The sequence below is a fragment of the Microbacterium sp. zg.Y909 genome (assembly GCF_024626565.1).
In genome coordinates this window covers 1-15,459 of the sequence record NZ_JANJFJ010000075.1, presented here as the reverse complement: position 1 = coordinate 15,459, position 15,459 = coordinate 1, and the positions used below count along the sequence as shown (strand labels likewise).

Here is a 15,459-nt window from a genome sequence, read left to right as displayed (position 1 = left end):
CGTACAGGTGGCGGTCCAGCACGATGAGGCCCTCGTGGTTGAGGTCTGCCACATCATCGGCGGTCGGACTCCACTCCGGAAGGAACCAGCGCGTGGCCATGACGTCGGTCTGCAGCGCGCGCGTCGCGGCGGTGGCGGGGAGGAAGACGACCTCCGCGGCATCCGCGTCTTCAGCCTGCGTCATGACGCCGGTGATCGTGAAGGATGCCGCCGGCTCGGTGAGCACCAGTTCGTCACCGATGGCGGCGCCGAGGCGCTCGAGGGCGCCGGGGGACACCATCGCCTCGCGCGCACCGCGGGGCGCGTGGCCCTCGTGGATCTCGAAGCGCCCATCGAGGACGGGGTCCCACGCGTCTCCGATGACGGCGGCGAGCGCACCGGTACCGCCCGCGGTCTCGGCGGTGACGGCGCCCTCGCCGATCTCGATCGCGTCGAGCCCGCGAGGCAGCAGCGGCGCGGCGCTCTCCGGCATCGGCTGCTCCGCGTTCGCCGGGATGCCGGTCATGTCGTCGCGGTCGATCTCCCACCAGGCGGGCCGGTCGAGGTACTGCCGCAGCGACGGGTCGGGGCCGTGCACGACCGCCACCCAGCTATCAGCCTGGCCGAGCTCGGCGGTGAGCGTCTCTTCGGTCGTCGGGATGTGGCTGACGCCGAAGACGATGCCGCCGGAAACGAGCGCCATCGGCAGCGCGATGAGGGTCACCACGAGCAGGCTCGACGCCCAGGCGCGGCGCACCTGCCGCGACGCGAGGCGCAGGGCGGCGCGCAGGCGCGGCCCCGGCGAGCGGCGAACGGCGGATGGGCGGGCGGAGGGTTCGCCGGACGACGGCCCCGCGAGGTCGGGGGCCGGTGCGGTGACGGTCATCGGGCGTCGCTCAGCAGCGAGTCGGCGCCGGCGCGGCGGGATTCGTCGACGACGCGGCCGTCGCGCAGGAACACGATGCGGTCGGCCCAGGCGGCGTGGCGCGGCTCGTGCGTCACGAGGATGCCGGCGGCTCCGGCATCCACTCGGGAGCGCAGCATCTTCATGACCGCCTCGCCCGTCACCGAGTCGAGGGCACCGGTGGGTTCGTCGGCGAGGATCAGCCGGCGTCCGCCGACCACGGCGCGGGCGATGGCGACCCGCTGCTGCTGGCCGCCGGAGAGGTCGTCGGGGTAGGCGTCGAGCTTGTCCTCGAGACCGACGGCGGCGAGCGCATCCTTGCCGGCCCGGCGCGCCACCCGGGCCCGGAAGCCGTCGAGTTCGAGCGGCAGCGTGACGTTCTCCATGGCCGTGAGGGTGGGGATGAGGTTGAAGTCCTGGAAGACGAAGCCGAGCGACTGCCGCCGCAGCCGGGCGAGTTCGCGGGCGGATGACGTTGAGAGGTGCGTGCCCTCGACGATGACCTCTCCGGTCGTGGGCTGCTGCAGGCCGCCGGCGATCGAGAGCAGGGTCGACTTGCCCGAGCCGGATGCCCCCATCACGGCGACCAGTTCGCCGCGGGCGACGTCGAGGTCGACGCCCACGAGGGCGCTGACGGCGGTCTCGCCCACGCCGTACTGCTGCGTGACTCCGACCAGGCGCAGAACCGGGCCGGTCGTCGCGGCGGTCATCGCGCTGACTCTGCCGTGGTGGCGGCGGCCTTGGCGGGGCGGCCCCGCTTGGGCTTGTCGGTCGACAGCTCCAGCGCCATCGCGTGGCGCGGATGCATCGCGAGACGCTGCTCGGTGTGATCGAGCCAGCGCACCTCGGCCTCGGCGGTGAAGATCATCGCGTCGACGACCAGCGACCAAGCCAGCTCCTCCGGCCCGTTCGGGTCGGCCCCGGCATACTTCGCGCGCTGCAGTTCCTGCAGCTGGGCGAGCGATGCGCGGCGCTGCGTCTGGATCACCTCCGCGACGTCCACGCCCGGGAGGGTCGCGGCGACGGCGAGCTTGATCGCGAGTTCGTCCCGCGTGCCCTGGCCTCGTTCCACCGGGGAGCCGAGCCAGGCGCGCACCTCGGCCCGGCCGGCATCCGTGATCTGCCAATACACGTGACCCTGCTCGTCGATGTCGCCCTTCTCGACGAGGCCATCGCGCTCGAGGCGGTCGAGGGTGTTGTAGATCTGGCCCACGTTGAGCGGCCAGGTCGAGCCGGTGCGCCGGTCGAACTCGGCTCGCAGCTGGTAGCCGTAGCAGGGGCCCTGGTCGAGGATCGCCAGCAGGCTCTGTCGTACCGACATCGTTTCTCCGATCAATGCATACCGCGTATGTGATTTCTGAGTATATACATACTTGGTATCGCCACCATCGGCTGGGGCGGGGTTACCGTGGGAGAGCGGGAGGTGGAGATGAGCGAGGATCCCCGGCTGGATGCCGCGCGATACCGCGTCGACAAGCTCCAGCGCGAGATGGATGCCGAGGTGGAGGGCGAGGCCCCCGCAGAGCCGGAAGCCGCACCGCTGGAGGCGGACCATGTGCGATCGAGCGCAGGCAGCTCGATGGCGACCGACCGCGCGGCCTTCGTCGAGACGTCGATCCAGCAGGCTATCCGCCGGGGCGAGTTCGACGACCTGCCCGGGGCGGGCAAGCCGCTCGAAGGGCTCGGCGCGCAGCACGACCCGGACTGGTGGATCCGCCGCAAGATCCAGACCGAGAAGCTCACCGGTCTCGGGCCGCCGTCCCTGATGCTCCGCACCGAGCACGCCGAGTTCAGCGAGCGCGCCGACGCGTTCTTCCGGGAGCAGGAGGTGCGCGACTACGTCGCGGACTTCAACCGACGCGTGATCGAAGCGCGACGCCAGCTGCAGGGTGGCCCGCCGGTCGTCACGCCGCTGCACGACGTCGAGGAGGAGGTGGCCGCCTGGCACGAGCGCCGCGCGGCACGGCAGGCCGCGGCGTCCGCCCCTGCCGACGGCGACGCCGCGCGCCCGCGCCGGCGCTGGTGGCGGCGCCCACGCCCGTGACGCGCGGCGCACCCCGCGCCGGCGCGCACGCGCCTCGGTCGTCACGAAAGGCCCGGTCACGGGGCCGCAACGGCACGTTTGCGACGACCGAAGCCACTCGCACCCGGCGCCCCGGACGCCCGCTCCGGCACGGGGACCAGCACCGGGGAAGGTAACCTTGCGGGCGATGACTTCCCCCGATTCTCCCGACTCCCCCTACATCGTGGCCACCGACGGAGCCTGCAAAGGCAACCCCGGACCGACAGGATGGGCGTGGGTCGCCGCCGACGGGCATTGGGCCGCGGGGGCCATCCCGCAGGGCACGAACAACGTCGGCGAGCTGATGGGGCTGCTGAAGGCGATCACCGACCACCCGGATGTGGCGAATCTGCACATCCAGGCCGACTCGAAGTACGCGATCGACACCTACCAGTCCTGGATGGACGGCCACCGCCGCCGCGGCTGGAAGACCTCCACGGGCTCCCCCACGAAGAACCGCGACCTGCTCGAGCAGCTGATCGTCGCCCGCGACGCCCGCCGCGCGGCCGGCCTTCCCGACGTCGTGCTCGAGCACGTGCGCGGTCACCGCGGGCACGTGCTCAACGAGTGGGCCGACGAGCGCGCCGTGCGCGCGGCCGAGCACGCGGCCAAGGGCATCGCGAGCGCCTGGTCCTCACTCGGCGGCAAGGAAAAGCTCGACGTCGCCGCCGCCCCGGCCAAGAAGCGCTGACGCCCGAGCGGATGCCGCGGCATCCGCCTCACCAGTTCGATACGTACAGCGACACCTCCTGGTCGACGGCCTTCCGCGCCAGCGGCAGACCCGTCTCGACCGCCTGCCCGATGCGGGCGCGCACCTGCGGCGAGCGCAGCGCGTACCCGTCGAAGTCGGCGGCGCTGGCGTAGACGCCGACGGGCAGCGTCAGCGCCTGGAAGAAGCCGAACAGCGGCCGCAACTGGTGTTCCAGGATGAGCGCGTGCCGATCGCCGCCGCCGGTGGCCGCGAGCAGCACGGGGGTGCCCACCAGCGCGTACTGCTCGACGAAGTCGAACAGGTGCTTGAAGAGTCCGGTGAACGACGCCCGGTAGACAGGCGATGCCACCACCAGCAGGTCGGCCGTCTCGATGTCGCGGAGGGCCTGCTGCGCCGGGGCGCCCAGCTGCTCCCGGGTGAGGGCGCCGGCGAAGGATCCGCCGAGGTCGGCGACCTCGATGATGCGGGAGCTCGTCGGCACCCGGGCCGACACGGCATCCATGATCGCCGAAAGCAGCACCGTCGTCTTGCTCGGCGCCTGCAGGGCACCGGACACGCCCACCACCCGCAGCGGCGACATGGAGTCCGGCGCGCTCACCGGCGCGACCGCTCCGCGCCGACGAGATCGAAGCCGAACTCCACCGGCAGCGGCAGTTCGCCCGGACCGCCGCTGCGCTGCGCGAGCCCTCCGAGCGCCCGGGCGACCGCCACATTCAGCGGCGCCGCAACGCCGGCGAGCCGCGCCAGCAACGCGACCTCCCCGCTCAGGTGGTCCACCTCGCTCGAGGCACCCTGGGCGAAGCTCTGCCAGACCGCGCCGTGCCGGGGATCGTGCCCCGGCACCTCGCCGACCTGTAGCCGCGCGCCGTCCCACGACGGTGCGATCGCCAGCCCTGCGGCGGCGAAGACCGCGCGGGCCTCGGCGGCGAGGGCGGCGGCGGCATGCTCGGCCTGCTCGATCGTCGCGTCGAAGACGTCCACCACGATGCCGAGGCTCGCGACCAGCTTTCGGCGCTTGGCCGCCGCGATGTCAGGCTCGACGGATGCCGCGAAGCCCGCCGCCGCGAGCGCCAGCCGGTGCCGCTCCTCCTGCGAGGGCAGCGGCCGGGGAAAACCACCCAGCCACGCCGCACCGACGATCGGGTGCGCCGCGGCGACCACCACGCCGGGCTCGGCGAGGGCAACCGGGGCACCGATCGAGACCCCGACGACCGTGTCGAACCGGCGAAGGGCGGTGCGCTCCGCGGCCAGGCCGTTTTGCAGGGTGAGGATCGGAAGGTCCGCGACGACCCCGCGGCCGTCGACGAGCGGGGTCCAAGCGATCGCGGCGAGGGTCTCTTCCACGTGCTGCGCCCGCACGGCCAGCACCAGGGTGTCGGCGGCCGTCGGCCGGGCCACGGCGACGGAGCCGACGACCTCGACCGGCACCGTCTCATCACCGTGGGGCCGGCGAACGCGCACTCCGTCGCGGGCGATCGCGGCGCGGGCGGACTCCCGTGCCACCAGCACGACGGGAACCTGGGCGAGCGTCCATTGCGCGGCGAGCAGCCCCCCGACTGCGCCCGCGCCGACGACGATGTAGCGGCTCATGAACGCCCGCCCGGCTGGGACCCGACCGCCACCGGGCGGTCGGGATGGTTGGACCACTGGCTCCACGAGCCCGGATACAGGTGCGCCTCGTACCCCGCGAGGGTGAGCGCGAACGCGGTGTGCGCGGCGGTGACCCCCGAGCCGCAGTACACCCCGACCGGCGCGTCATCGGTCACCCCGAACTCCGCGAAGCGCTCGCGCAGCGCCGCGTGATCGAGAAAGCGGCCCTCGGCATCGACGTTGCCGGTCGTGGGCGCGTTGAGCGCTCCCGGAATGTGCCCGGCGCGCGGGTCGATCGGCTCCGCGTCTCCGCGATAGCGCTCCTCGGAACGCACGTCCAACAGCACCCCGCGCTCGGGGAACGCGGCCGCGGCGGCCATCGTCAGTCGGGGCAGGATGCCGCGGCGAAGCGTCACGCTGCCGGGGACCGGCACGACGCTGCCCCCCTCGAGCGGATACCCGGCAGCCGTCCAGCCCGAGAGCGCACCATCGAGGATGCGGACGTCCGCGATGCCGGCGTCGGTCAAGAGCCACCACGCGCGTGCGGCGGCGAAGGACGAGAGGTCGTCGTAGACCACGACCGTGTCGCCGTCGTCGATGCCCCACCGCCGCGCCGCCTCGCCCAGCTGCGCGGTCGGCGGCAGCGGGTGGCGGCCATCCGTCGGCTCCCCACGCCCGGCGAGCTCGCGGTCGAGATCGACGTAGACCGCCGTGGGGATGTGCCCGGCGCGGTACTCCACCCGCCCGTCGGGGCGGTCCAGGCGCCAACGCACGTCGAGGACCCGCACCGGCTCCTCACGCTCGAGCAGCTCGGCGAGGTCATCGGGACTGATGAGAAGGGACATGGTTCTCCCGGGTGTCGGTCGCCCGCGGCGAGGCGCAGCGGACGTGGCGGTGCGCCCAGGCTAAGCAACGGCCCGCGTGCGCGTCACGTGTCGCGGGCAAGTGTGTCGATGGCTTTCGCCGTGTGACGCCCTGTGTCGGGGGAATGCCGCGTGGATGCCTCGGGGAAGCATTCCCGCCCCCAGGGTGTTGCCGGGGGTGTGGACTACGGACATGACCTGCTCTTCGGCACTTTCCTCACCCCTGCCGCGGCGAACCCGCAGCACGTGGTGCAGCTGACCCAGCTGAGCGAGCAGCTCGGCTACGACCTGGCCACCTTCCAGGACCACCCCTACCAGCCGCGGTTCCTCGACACCTGGACCCTGATGTCGTACGCCGCCGCCGCGACCTCGACCATCCAGATCTCCCCCAACGTGGCGAACCTGCCGCTGCGGCCGGCGCCGGTGCTGGCGCGCGCCGCGGCATCGCTCGACCTGCTCTCCGGCGGCCGGTTCAATCTGGGCCTGGGAGCGGGGGCGTTCTGGGACGCGATCGAGGCGATGGGGGTGCCACGGCTCACGCCCGGCGAGTCCGTCGAAGCCCTCAGCGAGGCGATCGATCTCATCCGGGAGCTCTGGGCGGTCGGCGAGCGCGGGGCGGTGCACGGCGGCGAGCACTATCCCGTGCACGGCGCCAAGCGGGGCCCCGCGCCCGCCCACGAGGTGCCCATCTGGCTGGGCGCCTACAAGCCCCGCATGCTGCGCCTCACCGGCCGCAAGGCCGACGGCTGGCTGCCGTCGCTGTCGTACATGCAGCCCGGCGACCTCGCCGCCGGCAACGCGCGCATCGACGACGCGGCCGCCGCCGCCGGGCGTCACCCGGGCGAGGTGCGGCGGCTGCTGAACATCTCCGGCCGCGAGAGCGCCGACCAACTCATCGAGTTCGCCCTGCAGGAGGGCATGTCGGCGTTCATCGTCAGCAGCGACGACCCCGCATTCCTGCAACGGTTCGCGTCGGAGACGATCCCCGTCGTGCGGGAGGCGGTCGCCGCCGAACGTGCCCGCACGGGCAGCGCCGCGCCGGGCCGCAGCGCCCGCGCGATCGCGCAGCGCCGGGAGGGCATCGCCTACGACGACCTGCCGGCATCTCTGCGTGAGACGGCGATCGAACCCGGCGACTTCGCGTACCGCACGGTCCGCTCCACCTATATGCGCGGCGGCTCGCCCGGCATCGTGCTGCAGCCCCGTGACGTCGGAGAGGTGGCGGATGCCGTCGCATTCGCCCGCCGGCATCGGCACCTCCCCTTCGGCATCCGCAGCGGCGGGCACGGCGTCAGCGGCCGCAGCACCAACGACGGCGGCATCGTCGTGGACCTCGGGGCGCTGTCGCAGATCGAAGTGCTCGACCCCGAGACCCGCCGGGTGCGGATCGGCCCGGGTGCGCGGTGGATGCAGGTCGCCCGCGCGCTCGAACCGCACGGGTGGGCCATCTCCAGCGGCGACTACGGCGGCGTCGGCGTCGGCGGACTCGCCACGGCGGGCGGCATCGGCTTCCTCGCCCGCGAGCACGGTCTGACGATCGACCGGATGGTGGCAGCCGACGTGCTGCTCGCCGACGGCACGGTGGTGCGCGCCAGCGCGGACGAGAACCCCGACCTGTTCTGGGCCGTGCGTGGCGCCGGGGCCAACGTCGGCATCGTCGTCGCGTTCGAGTTCGAGGCATCCCCCGTCGGCGACCTCGGCTGGGTGCAGCTCGCGTTCGATGCGACCGACACGGCCGGCTTCGTCCGCGGGTTCGGCGCGACGATGCAGGCGGCGCCGCGCGACGTCACGCTGTTCGCGATCCTGGCCCCTGCCCGGGCCGGGCAGCCTCCCATCGCGCAGGTTTACGGCGTGGTGGACAACCCGGATCCGGACACGATCATCGAGCGGCTGCAGCCCTTCGCGCAGATTGCCCCGCTGGTGGGGCAGTCCGTGCAGCTGTCGGCCTACGCCGCAGTCATGGCCAATGCGGCCGACACCGCGCACGACGGGCAGGGCGAACCCAGGTTCCGCTCCGGTCTGCTGCGCGACCTCGATGAGTCCGCCGACGCCATCGCGGCCCTCGTGGCCTCGGGGTCGAGCCCGTGGTTCCAGATCCGCTCCGTCGGCGGCGCGGTGGCCGACGTGGCCGCCGATGCGACCGCGTATGCGCACCGCGACGCCGCCTTCTCGGTCACCGCGATCGGCCGCGGTCCGGTCTTCGATCAGCTCTGGGACGCCGTCGCGACGCACTTCGACGGGCTGTACCTCAGTTTCGAGTCGCGCACCGACCCCGCGCTGATCGGCGAGGCGTTCCCGCCCGCCACCCTCGCGCGGCTACGGGACATCAAGCGCCGCTACGACCCGGAGGGCCTCTTCCGCGACAACTTCCCCGTCGCCTGACCCGTCCGCGTCCGCCCCGGGGCTGCTCGGGTGTCACGAATGGCGGGTGCCGCCGCGCGAGACGGTGCGAACGCGACACTCGAGCAGCTCGCGAGCGCGGGGGCTCAGGCGGGGGCGACGGGGTCGCCGAGCGACAGCATCAGCCGGTTCGCCCAGTTGAAGAACGCGGCGCCGTGCACGACGTCGGCGATCGCGAGGTCATCCAGGCCCGCCTCCCGCAGCCGCCGCACGTGGTCCACCGTCAGCGCCGAGGGCGTGCGGGTCAGGGCGACCGCCGCGGCGACGATCGCGTTCCACCGCTCGCCGAGGTCGGCATCGACCCCCTCGTCGAGCAGGCGCTGCACGTCGTCGGGGTTGCCGGAGTGGTGCGCGGCGAACCGGGAGTGCACCGACGCGCAGAAGACGCAGCCGTTGAGGCGGGATGCCGCCGTGGCGGCGAGCTCCCGCTCGGCGCGGGGCAGCCCACCGTCGGTGTTGTAGAAGATGTCCTTGTCGACGCGGGTGCGGGCGCCCAGGATCTCCGGGTCGCGCACCAGCAGGCGGAAGTAGTCGCTCGACGCACGTCCCCGGTCGACGAGGCCGGCGTGGTCCCGCTCGTCGAGGTCGGCGATGGGCTTCGGCTCGAGGTGCGGGGTCCAGCCGACGTGGTCGCGCGTGAACCGTTCGGGGACGGTGACGGTGGGCGTGTCGATGGTCATGCTGCGGCCTCCTCGGCGATGGTGCGCAGGCCGATCACGACCCGCTGCTGGAACGACAGGAACGCCACCAGCTGCGACAGGGTGACGACGGCGTCGACCGACCACCCGGCATCCGTCAGCGCGGCGAGCGCGGCGGCGTCCGCCTCGCGCGGGCGCACCACCAGGAGGTGGGTGTGCTCGAGGGCGGCGGCGAGCCGTTCGCCGACCGCCGCGCGCAGCTCGGCGGGCGCCTGCCAGCGCAGGCCCTCGGTGCTCTCGGCCTGCAGGCCGGGTTCGCGGTACCGGCCGAAGGGCCCGGGCGCGGCGGCTCGTGCGGCGGCGTCGATCACGGCGGCGGCGCGCTCGGGGGCGGTCTCGGTCGCGTGGGCCCGGTAGAACGCGGCGGTGGCGTCGTCGCCCGTGAGACGGGTGGCGAACGCGGCGATCAGCAGGCGGTCCGCGAGCGACACCTCGGTGTCGCCCCGCGGGACGAACAGCGCGGCGAAGCTCTCCTGGGCCTGGTCCCGGGTGACGGGACGCTGCCGGCGCAGCGCGTCGAGCGCGGAGCCAGGCGCGACGGCGGCGAGCTCGTCGATGACATCGGGCGGGAAGGCGGTCATACGGTGCTCCATTCGTGAGCGGCAGAGGCGGAGGCGGGGACGGATGCCGGGGTCGTCCAGCCCAGCGCGGGCGCGACCTCGGTGGCGAACAGCTCGATCGAGCGCAGGACGAGCTCGTGCGGCGCGTCGACGGAGTGCACTTGGAAGGCGACCTCGTCGGCACGGGCGATCACGGGGTCGGCGGCGAGCGACGCGGCGACGTCGTCGGGCCTGCCCACGTGGGTGTCGGTCGCGCGGATGAGTCCGGGGAGGTCGTCGGGCAGGGCGTGGCCCGCGCGGCGCAGGCCCACCGCGGCCCGCCTGAGCCCGATCTCGGCCAGACGCAGCGCCTCGTCGCGGTCGTCGGCGACGAAGACGGTGCGCGACGCCGTGATCCGCGGGGTCGCCCCCGCCGGCAGAGCCTCGAGGTACGCATCGACGATGGGCTGCTGCAGGTCGGCCAGCGACGCATCCGGGCGGGCCTCGGGGCGCGGCTGCGTGCGCGAGAGCAGCAGACCGTCGCCGGCGACGCCCGCCCGGGTGCCGCCGGGGGCAGAGAAGGTCGCCTGCCAGAGCCGGTCGCGCAGCGTGCCGGCAGACGGGTACAGTCGCGCACCGCCGCCCAGGTCGCCCCCGGCGAGCGCCGCGTGGAGAACGCCGAGCTTGCGCTCGTACTGCGGGGTCTTCTCGGCCGGGTCGATGCCGAACGGCACGAACGACGAGGGCGCTCCGCCGCTGCCGAGTCCGAGGTCCACGCGGCCGTCCGAGAGCAGGTCGGCGACCACGGCGTCCTCGGCCACCCGCACCGGGTCCTCCAGGGTGAGGGTGACCACGCCGGTTCCGAGGCGGATGCCGGAGGTGCGCGCGGCCGCGGCGGCGAGGAAGACGAACGGCGACGGCAGCCCGCCCTCCTCGGCGCGGAAGTGGTGCTGTGCGACCCAGGCGCGGCCGATGCCGAACCGCTCCGCATGCTGGATCTGCTCCAGCGCGAGGCGGAACCGCTCGGCGGGCGGCGCGTCGTCGAGCAGTCGGGTGAACAGGGCCAGTCGCTGGGTCATGCGGGTACTCCTTCTGTGGGCACGGCCGCCGGTGGCGGCGCGGGGTGCCGGGTACCGCCGGGGATGGCGGCCAGCAGCCGTGCGGTGTCTTCGGTCTGCGGATCGGTGAAGATCCGCTCGGTGGTGCCGCTCTCCACGATCCGGCCGGCACGTAGCACCGAGACGGTGTCGCTGATGCGGCGGACGACGGCGAGGTCGTGCGAGATGAACAGATAGGTGACGCCGAGGCCCTGCTGCAGTTCCTCGAGCAGCCGCAGGATCTGCGCCTGCACGGTGACATCCAGCGCCGACACCGCTTCGTCGAGCACGACGACCCGCGGTTCCAGCACGAGGGCGCGGGCGATCGCGACGCGCTGCCGCTGTCCACCCGACAGTTCGCGTGGGCGTCGGGCGGCCACGTCGGCCGGCAGTGCCACGCGCTCGAGCATCTCGGCGACGCGGCGCTGCCGCGCGCCCCGATCGCCCAGACGGTAGTTCACCAGCGGTTCGGCGACGATCGCGCCCACGCTCTGCCGCGGGTCGAGTGAGGCGAAGGGGTTCTGGTAGACCATCTGCACGTCGCGGCGGAACGCCGCGGCATCCGCCCGGCGCAGCCGTGCCACCTCGTGACCGGCGACGACGGCGCTGCCGGCGGTGGGCCGCTGGAACCCCATGACGATGCGGGCGAGGGTGGTCTTGCCCGACCCTGACTCCCCCACGATCGCGTGGGTGGTGCCCGGCGCCACGGTGAACGACACGTCGTCGACGGCCCGCAGCGGGTCACGCCGCCGCCCGCGCGGGAAGTGCTGCGACAGCCCCGTGACGGTGATCGCCGGCGATTCGGCCGCCGCGCCCGCAGCCAGTGCCACCCGCTGCCGCGGCGACCGAACGGCTGTGTCGAACGACGGAGCGTCGGCCAGCAACCGACGGGTGTACGCGCTCTGCGGGTCCTGCAGCACGCGGGCGGTGTCCCCGGCCTCCTGCAGGCGGCCTCCCTGCAGCACCGCGATACGGTGCGACCGGTCGGCCGCGACGGCGAGGTCGTGGGTGACCATGAGCACCGCGGTGCCGTGCTCGCGGCGGAGGTCATCGATGAGGTCGAGGATCGTCTTCTGCACCGTCACGTCCAGGGCGCTGGTGGCTTCGTCGGCGATGAGCAGCGCCGGTTGCAGGGCGATGGCCGCGGCGATGAGGGCTCGCTGCTTCATCCCGCCCGACAGTTCATGGGGGTACTGCCGCGCCCGCAGGTCGGGCTCGGGAATGCCGACGCGGTCGAGCAGTTCCACCACCCGGCGGCGGCGGGCCGCCTCGTCCTTCCAGCGGTGCACGCGCAGCACCTCGGCGACACTGTCCCCGATGCGGGCGACCGGGTTGAGCGAACTGTGCGGGTCCTGCGGGATCCAGCCGATGCGCGTGCCGCGGACGGCGCGGAACTGCCGGTCGGTCCACCCGGTGACGTCGAGCTCGCCGAGGGTCACCCGACCGGCCGTGATGCGTCCGTTGGCGGCGAGCAGCCCCGTGGCCGCCTGCGCCAGCGTCGTCTTGCCCGAGCCGGACTCCCCGACGACGGCCAGCACCTCGCCCTGGCCGAGCGCGAGGTCCACGCCCCGCAGCGCGGTCACCGCGGTGCCGGCCACGTCGTAGGCGACGTCGAGTCCCGACACCTGCAGCACATCGCGGGCCATCAGCGCCTCCCCCGCTCGGCCGCAGCCGCGCTCAGGCGGTTGGCGCTGAGGACGACCACCACCACGACGAAGCCGGGGAGGGTCGTCAGCCACCAGGCGGTGGCGATGTAGTCGCGCCCCTCGGCGATCATCAATCCCCACTCCGGAATGGGGGGCGGCGCCCCGTAGCCGAGGAACCCCAGCGCTGAGATCGCCAGGATCGCCGCCCCGAAGTTCAGCGCCGCCAGGGCGAGCACCGGGGTGAGGGAGTTGGGCAGGATGTGCCGACGCAGCACCGTCCAGAACCCGCCGCCACTGGCGTACGCGGCCTCGACGTAGTCGGTGCCGCGCACCCGCAGCACCTCGGAGCGACTGAGCCGCGCGAAGCTCGCGATCGACCCGATCCCCACCGCGATGGCGGCCTGCACCGTGCCGAAGCCGAGGATGATGATGAAGCTGAGAGCCAGCAGCAGTCCCGGGATCGCCAGCAGCACGTCGACCACCCGCATGAGCACGTCGTCGACGAACCCGCCCAGCGACCCGGCAACGACCCCGAGCAGGGTCCCCCCGACCAGCCCGACGGCGACGGCCACGAGCGCTCCCGATAGGGACTGCACCGCGCCGTGCACGACGCGGGCGAACATGTCGCGGCCGGTGGCATCCGTCCCGAAGGGATGCAGCGCACTGGGCGCCTGCAGCGCCGCTGCGGCATCCCCCGCGATCGGATCGAGGGGTGTGAACAGCCCTGGGGCGATGGCCCAGGCCACGACGATCGCCAGCACGCCCCAGGCCAGCACGACGCCGGGGCGGATGCGCCGCAGCCGCGCGCGTCGGCGGATGCCGCGCGACGTCGAGGCCGGGTCGTCGGGACGGGCGTGGACGGATGCCGCGTCGTCGACGAGATCGCCGACTCCGGCGAGGGTCTGCGTGCTCATGCGGGGACTCCTTCTCGGGCGCGCGCGGCCAGCCGCGGGTCCAGCACCGGGTACAGCAGGTCGACGACGAGGTTCACCACGACGAAGGACGCTGCCGCCAGCACCACCACCGCCAAGAGCACGGGGATGTCCTGCTGGCCGACCGCCTGCTCCGTGATGCGGCCGATGCCGGGGCGGCCGAAGACCGTCTCGGTCAGCACAGCGCCACCGATGAGGTCGCCCAGCAGCAGGCCCGCCATCGTGAGGGTCGGCAGGATCGCGTTCTTGGCGACGTTGCGCCCGAGGATCCATGCCGGCGACGCTCCCCGGGCGCGCACCACGGCGACGAACGGCTGCGCCGCCACGTCGTCGATGCTGCGCACCAGAATCTGCGCCAGCGGGGCGGACAGCGGCAGCGCGAGGGTGATGACGGGGAGGATGAGGCCCTCGATGGGCCCTGGCGCGATGACCGACACCCACCCGAGCTGGAAGCTCACCACCTGCACGAGCATGATGCCGAGCCAGAACGTGGGGATGGAGACGACCAGCGGCGGCACCGACCGCAGCAGGTCGCGCAGCCACCGCAGGCGCGGCAGGCTCGAGCCGAAGGCGATCGCCGCCGCCAGCAGCACGGCCACGACCAAAGCGATGCCGCCGAGGGCCAGGGTGTGCGGCAGCGCCTCGGCCAGCAGCTGCCGCACCGGGGTGCCGGTCTGCAGCGAGTAGCCGAAGTCGCCCGCCGCGAACCCGAGCAGGGTGTGCACATACTGCACCGGCAGCGGGGTGTCGACGCCGAAGCGCTCGCGCACCTCGGCGATCTGCTGCGGCGACAGGCCGAGCTCGGGGTTTTCGTACTTGATCATGAGCGCGTCGCCGGGGAGCGCCTGCAGAAGCAGGAACGCCCCGGTGAACGCGGCCAGCAGCACGATGGCCGCCTGGCCGGCACGGCGGGCGAGGTAGCGCATCAGTCCGCGAGCCAGATCTCGTAGAAGCTCGGCCGCGCGACCGACTCGAAGGTGACGCCGTGCACGCGCGGAGCCGCGCCGTACACCTGGGGCTCCTCGAACAGGGGCACGACGTAGGCCTGGTCGGCCAGGTAGCGCTGAGCCTCCTGGCTCTCGGCGATGCGCTGGGCGGGGTCGGCCTCGGATGCCACGGCCTGCAGCAGCTCCTCCAGCTGCGCATCTGCGATCGTGCCGTCGTCGTAGTCGAGGTTGAGCAGGGCGTTGCGGTTCTGGGAGAAGAACTGGCTCTTGACGACGTCGAGGTCGGCGCGGGCGACCATCGAGTGGTAGACCTGCACCTGCTCGACATCCCGCACGGCCTCGGCTGCGGACCCGGCATCGGCCTTCAGGATCTGCAGGTCCACGCCGATCGTCTTCAGCTGCTGACTGATGAGGGTCAGCGCCTCGAACGACCGCGGCTGGGGTGCCGATTCGTTCACGACGAGGGTGAGCTGCGTGCCGTCCTTCTCGCGGATGCCGTGTGCTCCCTCGACCCAGCCCGCTTCTTCCAAGAGCGTCTCGGCCCACTCGGGGTCGTAGGCGAGCGCGTCGGAGGTGTCGACGTAGCCCTGCGCGCTGCTGCTGAGGATCGAGGTGGCCAGCGGGTAGCGGTCGGTGTAGATGGTGTCGACCACCTGCTGCCGATCGATGCCGGCGATGAGCGCCTGCCGCACCCGGATGTCGGAGAGGATCTCGCTTCCCGGGCGCAGGCTCAGGTGGTTGTTCACGCCGCCGGTCTGCGGCGCGTAGACGGCGAAGCCTGCGGCATCCACCTGTGCCTCGTCCTGCGCCTCGACGTAGCGGATGTAGTCGGCCTGTCCCGAGAGGAGCGCGCCCACCCGCACGCTGTCCTCGGGCGTCACCCGGATCTGCACCGCGTCCAGGTGCGCACGCCCCTGGTGGTCGCGGTCCGGCGGCGCCCAGTCGTAGTCGTCGCGGGCGGTGAGGGTGACGGCCGAGCCGATCTCCTCGTCGGTGATCGTGAATGGGCCCGACCCGATGACCTCGGCGGAGTTGCCGGGCGCGAACTGCTCGAGCGTGAAGTCCAGGGTGGCCGCCGACAGCAGGCCGG

General features: G+C 73.1%; 16 protein-coding genes. 3 read left to right on the top strand and 13 right to left on the bottom strand.

Annotation, left to right across the window (positions count from 1 at the left end; all coding sequences use genetic code 11):
- The 3 genes from NQ160_RS07910 to NQ160_RS07900 form a co-directional block, all read right to left on the bottom strand.
- On the bottom strand, positions 1 to 865 hold an 865-nt coding region (locus tag NQ160_RS07910), incomplete at its 3' end, for an ABC transporter permease (protein WP_257514676.1).
- Entirely contained in the window at positions 862 to 1,593 is a 732-nt protein-coding gene (locus NQ160_RS07905; protein ID WP_257514675.1) for an ABC transporter ATP-binding protein, read from the bottom strand. The genes NQ160_RS07905 and NQ160_RS07910, both read right to left, overlap by 4 nt.
- A complete protein-coding gene (locus NQ160_RS07900; protein WP_257514674.1) occupies positions 1,590 to 2,204 on the bottom strand; it encodes a PadR family transcriptional regulator in 615 nt (204 codons plus the stop codon). The genes NQ160_RS07905 and NQ160_RS07900 overlap by 4 nt, the downstream gene beginning before the upstream one ends.
- Before the next feature lie 108 nt (positions 2,205 to 2,312).
- Between NQ160_RS07900 and NQ160_RS07895 the strand changes: the two genes are divergently transcribed.
- Together NQ160_RS07895 and NQ160_RS07890 are read left to right on the top strand one after the other, a co-directional pair.
- Entirely contained in the window at positions 2,313 to 2,927 is a 615-nt protein-coding gene (locus NQ160_RS07895; protein ID WP_257514673.1) for a J-domain-containing protein, read from the top strand.
- 166 nt (positions 2,928 to 3,093) lie between these two features.
- The gene (locus tag NQ160_RS07890) at positions 3,094 to 3,636 is read left to right on the top strand and encodes a ribonuclease H family protein (RefSeq protein WP_257514672.1); all 543 of its coding nucleotides are present in this window, start codon (positions 3,094 to 3,096) and stop codon (positions 3,634 to 3,636) included.
- Between the two features lie 28 nt (positions 3,637 to 3,664).
- On the opposite strand, the gene msuE is transcribed toward NQ160_RS07890, so the two are convergent.
- From msuE to NQ160_RS07875, 3 genes are read right to left on the bottom strand one after another with little or no spacing between them, the layout of a single operon-like run.
- Positions 3,665 to 4,255: an FMN reductase gene (gene msuE / locus NQ160_RS07885; protein WP_257514671.1), complete on the bottom strand. Its 591-nt coding sequence runs from the start codon at positions 4,253 to 4,255 to the stop codon at positions 3,665 to 3,667.
- Positions 4,252 to 5,247, bottom strand: coding sequence for a ketopantoate reductase family protein (locus NQ160_RS07880; protein WP_257514670.1), 996 nt, complete (start codon positions 5,245 to 5,247; stop codon positions 4,252 to 4,254). The genes msuE and NQ160_RS07880 overlap by 4 nt, the downstream gene beginning before the upstream one ends.
- On the bottom strand, positions 5,244 to 6,092 hold the full coding sequence (locus NQ160_RS07875; protein ID WP_257514669.1) for a sulfurtransferase: 849 nt from the start codon (positions 6,090 to 6,092) through the stop codon (positions 5,244 to 5,246). Before NQ160_RS07875 ends, NQ160_RS07880 begins: the two co-directional genes overlap by 4 nt.
- A 150-nt stretch (positions 6,093 to 6,242) precedes the next feature.
- On the opposite strand from NQ160_RS07875, the gene NQ160_RS07870 reads away from it, so the two are divergent.
- Entirely contained in the window at positions 6,243 to 8,492 is a 2,250-nt protein-coding gene (locus tag NQ160_RS07870; protein ID WP_257514668.1) for an LLM class flavin-dependent oxidoreductase, read from the top strand.
- A 104-nt stretch (positions 8,493 to 8,596) separates the two neighbouring features.
- Here NQ160_RS07870 and NQ160_RS07865 read toward each other — a convergent pair whose 3' ends face one another.
- The 7 genes from NQ160_RS07865 to NQ160_RS07835 form a co-directional block, all read right to left on the bottom strand.
- Positions 8,597 to 9,190: an alkylhydroperoxidase domain protein gene (locus NQ160_RS07865; protein ID WP_257514667.1), complete on the bottom strand. Its 594-nt coding sequence runs from the start codon at positions 9,188 to 9,190 to the stop codon at positions 8,597 to 8,599.
- Positions 9,187 to 9,789: a CMD domain protein gene (locus tag NQ160_RS07860; protein WP_257514666.1), complete on the bottom strand. Its 603-nt coding sequence runs from the start codon at positions 9,787 to 9,789 to the stop codon at positions 9,187 to 9,189. Before NQ160_RS07860 ends, NQ160_RS07865 begins: the two co-directional genes overlap by 4 nt.
- Positions 9,786 to 10,826, bottom strand: a complete 1,041-nt coding sequence (locus NQ160_RS07855; protein ID WP_257514665.1) for a putative FMN-dependent luciferase-like monooxygenase — start codon at positions 10,824 to 10,826, stop codon at positions 9,786 to 9,788. Before NQ160_RS07855 ends, NQ160_RS07860 begins: the two co-directional genes overlap by 4 nt.
- The gene (locus NQ160_RS07850; RefSeq protein ID WP_257514664.1) at positions 10,823 to 12,490 is read right to left on the bottom strand and encodes a dipeptide ABC transporter ATP-binding protein; all 1,668 of its coding nucleotides are present in this window, start codon (positions 12,488 to 12,490) and stop codon (positions 10,823 to 10,825) included. Before NQ160_RS07850 ends, NQ160_RS07855 begins: the two co-directional genes overlap by 4 nt.
- A complete protein-coding gene (locus tag NQ160_RS07845) occupies positions 12,490 to 13,404 on the bottom strand; it encodes an ABC transporter permease (protein WP_257514663.1) in 915 nt (304 codons plus the stop codon). Before NQ160_RS07845 ends, NQ160_RS07850 begins: the two co-directional genes overlap by 1 nt.
- Positions 13,401 to 14,348: an ABC transporter permease gene (locus tag NQ160_RS07840; RefSeq protein WP_257514662.1), complete on the bottom strand. Its 948-nt coding sequence runs from the start codon at positions 14,346 to 14,348 to the stop codon at positions 13,401 to 13,403. The genes NQ160_RS07845 and NQ160_RS07840 overlap by 4 nt, the downstream gene beginning before the upstream one ends.
- A partial coding sequence (locus NQ160_RS07835) for a TIGR04028 family ABC transporter substrate-binding protein (RefSeq protein WP_257514661.1) occupies positions 14,348 to 15,459 on the bottom strand: 1,112 nt, incomplete at its 5' end. The genes NQ160_RS07835 and NQ160_RS07840, both read right to left, overlap by 1 nt.

What these genes read in the sequence shown, in the direction of transcription:
- NQ160_RS07905 (WP_257514675.1), bottom strand. Translation starts at nt 1,593, where the DNA reads ATGACCGCCGCGACGACCGGCCCGGTTCTGCGCCTGGTCGGAGTCACG.
- NQ160_RS07900 (WP_257514674.1), bottom strand. Translation starts at nt 2,204, where the DNA reads ATGTCGGTACGACAGAGCCTGCTGGCGATCCTCGACCAGGGCCCCTGC.
- NQ160_RS07895 (WP_257514673.1), top strand. Translation starts at nt 2,313, where the DNA reads ATGAGCGAGGATCCCCGGCTGGATGCCGCGCGATACCGCGTCGACAAG.
- NQ160_RS07890 (WP_257514672.1), top strand. Translation starts at nt 3,094, where the DNA reads ATGACTTCCCCCGATTCTCCCGACTCCCCCTACATCGTGGCCACCGAC.
- NQ160_RS07880 (WP_257514670.1), bottom strand. Translation starts at nt 5,247, where the DNA reads ATGAGCCGCTACATCGTCGTCGGCGCGGGCGCAGTCGGGGGGCTGCTC.
- NQ160_RS07875 (WP_257514669.1), bottom strand. Translation starts at nt 6,092, where the DNA reads ATGTCCCTTCTCATCAGTCCCGATGACCTCGCCGAGCTGCTCGAGCGT.
- NQ160_RS07865 (WP_257514667.1), bottom strand. Translation starts at nt 9,190, where the DNA reads ATGACCATCGACACGCCCACCGTCACCGTCCCCGAACGGTTCACGCGC.
- NQ160_RS07860 (WP_257514666.1), bottom strand. Translation starts at nt 9,789, where the DNA reads ATGACCGCCTTCCCGCCCGATGTCATCGACGAGCTCGCCGCCGTCGCG.
- NQ160_RS07855 (WP_257514665.1), bottom strand. Translation starts at nt 10,826, where the DNA reads ATGACCCAGCGACTGGCCCTGTTCACCCGACTGCTCGACGACGCGCCG.
- NQ160_RS07850 (WP_257514664.1), bottom strand. Translation starts at nt 12,490, where the DNA reads ATGGCCCGCGATGTGCTGCAGGTGTCGGGACTCGACGTCGCCTACGAC.
- NQ160_RS07845 (WP_257514663.1), bottom strand. Translation starts at nt 13,404, where the DNA reads ATGAGCACGCAGACCCTCGCCGGAGTCGGCGATCTCGTCGACGACGCG.
- NQ160_RS07840 (WP_257514662.1), bottom strand. Translation starts at nt 14,348, where the DNA reads ATGCGCTACCTCGCCCGCCGTGCCGGCCAGGCGGCCATCGTGCTGCTG.